Source organism: Patescibacteria group bacterium (genome assembly GCA_018817085.1).
Lineage (GTDB): Bacteria > Patescibacteriota > WWE3 > CG2-30-40-12 > CG2-30-40-12 > CG2-30-40-12.
The window spans coordinates 1-5624 of the sequence record JAHIUT010000060.1 but is presented as its reverse complement, the minus strand read 5'-3'; the positions used below and the strand labels follow the sequence as shown (position 1 = coordinate 5624).

The window sequence follows — 5624 nt, the reverse complement described above, 5'->3', positions numbered from 1 at the left end:
TTTTCCAAAATAAAGGAGAGAATACAATATGCGGAATATGTCCAAAGTTGTATTGGCTGTTGAGGCAACTGTTCCAAATGCGGGACAGAAATGCGCGGAATGTACTTGTCCGCATCTCCAAACTCGCCATGCTAGACGAGGGCGAGGAAGCGCGATTATTTACAGTTGCCATAGACGAGCGCGGGCTTGTCCGCGAGTTATCAATGGAGGTGGAAAGTGAGTATGTGCGATGGGTGTCCCCACATAATGGGACGGCCGTGTTCTCCCTGTAAAGCGGTGCAGACTCCAACCGGACCAGGGACAGTTCATGCGTCTTTGGGTTCGGGGCAGTCTCCTGTTACCGCCGCGACATCTCGCAAGGTGCATCTAGGAATCCCCGGGGATGATGACTTTCTTATGAACAACGGCGGCAACGACAGCCATTGGGGATTCGTTGCTCCAATCCGAAAGGCGGCGCGGAGATCGGGCGGGTTTCTGGGCTAACTGAAAGAGTTTGAGACTTCCCGAGCGGGGGTTTGCTGTCTATGGTGCCAGCAAGCTCCCGCTTATATTTTAATCCCTTGAATTCCCCGAACATTTGCCGTATATTTAAAGTTTATGGATAAACTTATTATCCGCGGAGCTTGCGAACACAACTTAAAAAATATCAGTCTAACCTTGCCTAAAAACAAGTTAATTGTCTTTACAGGCGTTTCCGGTAGCGGAAAATCTTCCCTTGCTATGGATACCATATACGCCGAAGGTCAAAGACGATATGTTGAATCTTTATCCTCGTATGCCAGGCAATTTTTAGGCGTTATGAAAAAGCCGGATGTTGAAAGTATTGAAGGGTTGTCCCCCGCTATAGCTATTGACCAAAAATCCGTTTCTCATAATCCCCGCTCTACGGTAGGCACCGTTACCGAAATTTACGATTTTTTAAGACTTTTATACGCCCGTATTGGGCATCCTCATTGCCCCAACTGCAATGCTGAAATATCCCAGCAAAGCGTGGACCAAATTGTGGACGGTATTTTGGAACAAAAGGGGAGAATAATTATTTTCTCGCCGATTATAAGAGAAAAAAAAGGCGAATTTTCCTCGCTTTTAAATACCTTAAAAAAACAGGGTTTTAGAAAAGCTCGCGTGGATGGAACTGTTAAAGATTTAGACGAGGATATTTTTCTTATAAAAACTAACAAACATTCTATAGATGTTTTGGTGGATAAAGTTATTTTAGAACCAAAAATTAAAGAAGCCGACCTTAATATCTTAAAAAACCGATTAGCTCAATCTGTGGAAATTTCTCTAAAATTATCCAACGGTTTTGTTATATCCTCACAAGTAAAAGACGCCTCTTTTGAGTTTCCCGAATATCCTCAAAAAATGGCAGATACCCTTTTTAGCGAACTTTTTGCTTGTCCTTCCTGCAATATATCTTTGCCAGAACTGGAGCCTCGTCTTTTTTCGTTTAATTCTCCTCAAGGAGCCTGTTCTATATGCCAAGGTTTGGGAACCCAGCTAAAAATAAACCCAAAGCTTATTTATAACCCTAACCTGTCCGTTTTGGAGGGGGGTATTTTTCCTTGGGCGCATACGGTGGAAAATAGGGAATCGTGGACATTTAGACTTTTGGAGACAGTTTCTCAAAAACATAATATAGATTTAAAAAAACCGCTAAAAAGTTTAGACGAGAAAGAGGTTAAGATTTTACTATACGGTTTAAAAGAAAAAGTCCGTTTAGGCGGGTACAACGCCCGTTTTGAGGGTATTATACCAAACCTAGAACGACGGTATAGAGAAACCGAGTCGGATTTTATAAGAAACGAGATAGATAAGTATATGGTTAAAGAACCTTGTCCCGCTTGCCACGGGAACAGATTAAAAAAAGAGGCTTTGTCGGTTACTATTAAAGGTTTAAACATTGTGGAATTAACAACAATGTCTATAGACGAGGTTTTTCAGTGGCTAAGAAATCTTTTGTTGGACCAAAAATTAAGTAACAAAGAACGGGAAATTGCCAAACCTATTCTTAAAGAAACGGTTTCTCGGCTTAAATTTTTACTGGATGTGGGGCTTGATTATTTGTCATTAGACCGCTGTGCAGGTAGTCTTGCCGGGGGCGAAGCGCAGAGAATAAGGCTTGCCTCGCAAATAGGTAGCGGTCTTTCGGGAGTGCTGTATGTTTTAGACGAGCCGTCCATAGGTTTGCACTCGCGAGACCATAACAAACTTATTCAAACCTTAAAAAGATTAAGAGACTTGGGAAATACCATTATAGTGGTTGAACACGACGCGCAAACAATGTTGGCAAGCGACTATGTTGTTGATTTTGGGCCTTTAGCGGGAGATTTGGGCGGAGAAATTATTGCGCAGGGAACTCCTTTACAAATAATGGAAAACCCTAAATCTTTAACCGGACAATATTTAAGTGGTAAGAAAAAGGTTGGACAGCATTTAGATAATAATTCTACCTTTTCTAAAAAGGAGGAGCTTGTTATTTTAGGGTGTACTCATAACAATTTAAAGAATATTGATGTTTCTTTTCCTTTGGGAAAATTTATTTGCGTTACGGGTGTGTCTGGTAGTGGAAAATCTTCGCTTGTTAACGAAACCTTGTTAAGACAGTTAAGGCAGGAATTTGGGCTGAAAAACAACGAAAAGCCCGGAGCGAACAAAGGTATTTTGGGTATTGAGAACATAAACAAAATAATAGATATAGACCAATCGCCCATAGGACGAACTCCTCGTAGCAATTCCGCAACTTATATTAAAGTTTTTGATGAAATAAGAGCTTTATACGCCGCCACACCTCTATCTAAAATGCGCGGGTACAAAGCGGGCCGTTTTTCATTTAATGTTAAAGGAGGAAGGTGCGAAGTTTGCCAAGGTGAAGGGCAGATAAGAATAGAAATGCAGTTTCTGCCCGATGTTTACATTAATTGCGAGGCTTGTTTAGGCAAAAGGTATAACCGCGAGGTTTTGGAGGTTTCTTATAAAGGCAAAAACATTGCGAATATTTTGGATTTTACGGTAATTGAAGCTTTGCGATTTTTTGAGAATTTTCCCGCTATACAACAAAAACTTCTTGCTTTGCGCGATGTTGGTTTAGGTTATATAAAATTGGGTCAACCCGCCCCAACTTTAAGCGGTGGTGAAGCTCAAAGAGTAAAGTTAGCGTCGGAGTTATGCAAAAAGCAAACGGGCAAAACTTTTTATATTTTGGACGAACCAACCACAGGCTTGCATTTTGCTGATTTAGAGCACCTTTTATCCGTTCTTAAAAGGCTTGTAAACCAAGGAAATACGGTAATTGTTATAGAACATAATTTGGATATAATTAAAAACGCGGATTATATTATAGATTTAGGTCCCAAAGGAGGTTTAAAAGGCGGAGAAATTATTTTCGCGGGTCCCCTAGAATCCCTTTTAAAACAAGATAAATCATATACAGCGCAGGCGCTGATAAAAGAATAATTAAACCCGTAATCGGCAAATTTAATTTATGCTTTTTATCCACTAAATCGTCTATTGACTCTATATTCTCCGTTAGCAAAGTATCGTTCCCAAAGGTTATTACAACCGACTTTTTGTTACTGCCTGCGTCTTTATATACTCCGGGGGGGAGAGGATAGTTTGGGTCTTCTTTTCTAACAAATATAATATGATTCACGCCCACTTTTGAAAAGAAATCTAGCCCCGAAGTTTGGCCCCAAGTAGGGTCTATTTCAACCCAACCAAATTTTGGGTCAAAAAACTCAACCCACGAATGTAGTAAATCTTTATTGTTATCATAAAATACCGAAAGAGGTCTTTTAGATAAATCTTCGCTATGGGCGTATCCATTAATTTCTCGCGCGGGAATACCCATAGCCCGCAATAGCGCTATAGTTACATCGGTAAACTCCATACAAACCGAATCTTGCGGGTTTTGCAAAGATTTTTTAGCCCCGAGCCGTTCCAAATAATTTCTTTTGGATTTTTCGGCGGAATATATTAGATTTTCTATGGTGTACAAATAAGCTAGCTTTGCGTTTTCGGAAACCGTTTTGTTAATATCCTTTAAGTTTTTTGCTATTTCTAAAATGGTTTCATCTTTTGATTCCCAATATTTCTGGGGTTTAGTGTATTTTTCAATTAGTTGTTTGGGTATATCCTCAAAACCTCCACCTAGAGAAGGGTTTATTTCTTTGTTAAAAACTTTAATAAGCCCGTATATTTCTATTCTTTTGGTTTGTTCGGGGTTAAGTTCGTATAAAGCGATATAATTTCCTTCGGGATCTTTTTTAAGGGAGTTTGGCTTAAAATTAAGATTAGTTATAAAAACTTCCTGGATGTCTTCCACATTTGGCGGGAAAGGAACTTCAAAGGTTTGGGACCAGAATTTATTATCGTTTTTTAAATAGTAATAGATTTCAAAATTAAATAATTGATATTCTCCAAACGCTATATTCACACCATCGGTTGCCGTATCTGGATTAAAACTGTAAATTATATCAGTTTCGGTTTCTTTTTTGCTGGCAGGTTGGGGAGTTACATACATTAAAGGTCCAAAATCGTTTGGAACGGAAACGGTTATTTTAAGGTTTTGTGTTTCTTCGGTTTTATTTATTTTGGGAATGCTGATTTCCCAAATTTTTCCGGTTTTTTTAATAGTCTCGCTAGTTTCATAAATTACGGTAAGGTTGATTATATTTCCTTTTCCTAACACGGGATTCTCAAAATTAATTTTAATAACGCTTTGACCGTTTATCTGTTCCACTTTAGTTAAAAGCGCTCTTTTCTTTTGATCTAGCGTGTTAACTTTATTAATATCTTTGAGTCCGGTATTTAAGGTATATTCCGAAACGAGCATTTCATTGGTATTGTTTGTTATACTTATGTTGTTTAGAACGGCGCACATTTCATTGGCGGAACAGGTAAAATTAATATTTTGGTCTATTGAAAAATCGGCGCCATAACTTGTTTTATGTCCAAGGCAAAGGGTAATGATTAAAATGAGAGCAAAAAACATTTTTTTAAGCATACTTAAAAGTATACCATCCCTTCCCGGAGTATATTTATTTAAAGATTCAAAAGATAATCTATTGTACATAGGAAAGGCTATTAACCTCAACAAAAGGGTGGGTAGTTATTTTAAGAACGAAAATCTTTTAGGAACAAAAACTTTACAGCTTATTAAAAATACGGCAAAAGTGGACCACATTTTGGTGGAGAATGAAGTGTCGGCTTTAATTCTGGAAGCTGAGCTTATTAAAAAATTTAAGCCTAAATATAATATTGAACTTAAAGACGATAAGTCTTTTAAACATATTCAGCTTACGAAAGATAGAATTTCCATCGTCCGAAAAAATGAAATACGGGAAAAGGAGGTAGTTTACGGTCCTTTTCCTTATGGGAGTTCGGCAGAAACCATAGTTAGAACTTTAAGAAAAATCTTTCCTTTTAGAGATTGTTCGTTATCCAAGTTTTCAAGATATCGCAAATTAATCAAACCTTGTCTTTACGGGTATACTAAAATTTGTCCCGCGCCGTGTATTGGCAAAGAAGGGGAGAGGATAAATATTGAAAACATCAAAAAGGTTAAAGAAGTTCTTTTCAGAAATATGCCTAAACTTATCCGCGCTCTAGAAAAGGAGATGAAA

General features: G+C 38.3%; 4 protein-coding genes. 3 read left to right on the top strand and 1 reads right to left on the bottom strand.

Annotated features, from left to right (window positions below):
* The first annotated feature begins 37 nt into the window (after positions 1–37).
* Together KJ678_03905 and uvrA are read left to right on the top strand one after the other, a co-directional pair.
* Entirely contained in the window at positions 38–220 is a 183-nt protein-coding gene (locus KJ678_03905) for a hypothetical protein (GenBank protein ID MBU1017276.1), read from the top strand.
* A 377-nt stretch (positions 221–597) separates the two neighbouring features.
* Positions 598–3456 carry an excinuclease ABC subunit UvrA gene (gene uvrA / locus KJ678_03900; GenBank protein MBU1017275.1) on the top strand — a complete coding sequence of 953 codons (2859 nt, stop codon included), beginning with the start codon at positions 598–600 and terminating at the stop codon, positions 3454–3456.
* On the opposite strand, the gene KJ678_03895 is transcribed toward uvrA, so the two are convergent.
* A complete protein-coding gene (locus KJ678_03895) occupies positions 3380–5074 on the bottom strand; it encodes a transglutaminase family protein (protein MBU1017274.1) in 1695 nt (564 codons plus the stop codon). The two genes, uvrA and KJ678_03895, sit on opposite strands and share 77 nt — an antisense overlap.
* On the opposite strand from KJ678_03895, the gene KJ678_03890 reads away from it, so the two are divergent.
* Positions 5067–5624: GIY-YIG nuclease family protein (locus KJ678_03890; protein MBU1017273.1), on the top strand; the 558-nt coding region annotated here is incomplete at its 3' end. The two genes, KJ678_03895 and KJ678_03890, sit on opposite strands and share 8 nt — an antisense overlap.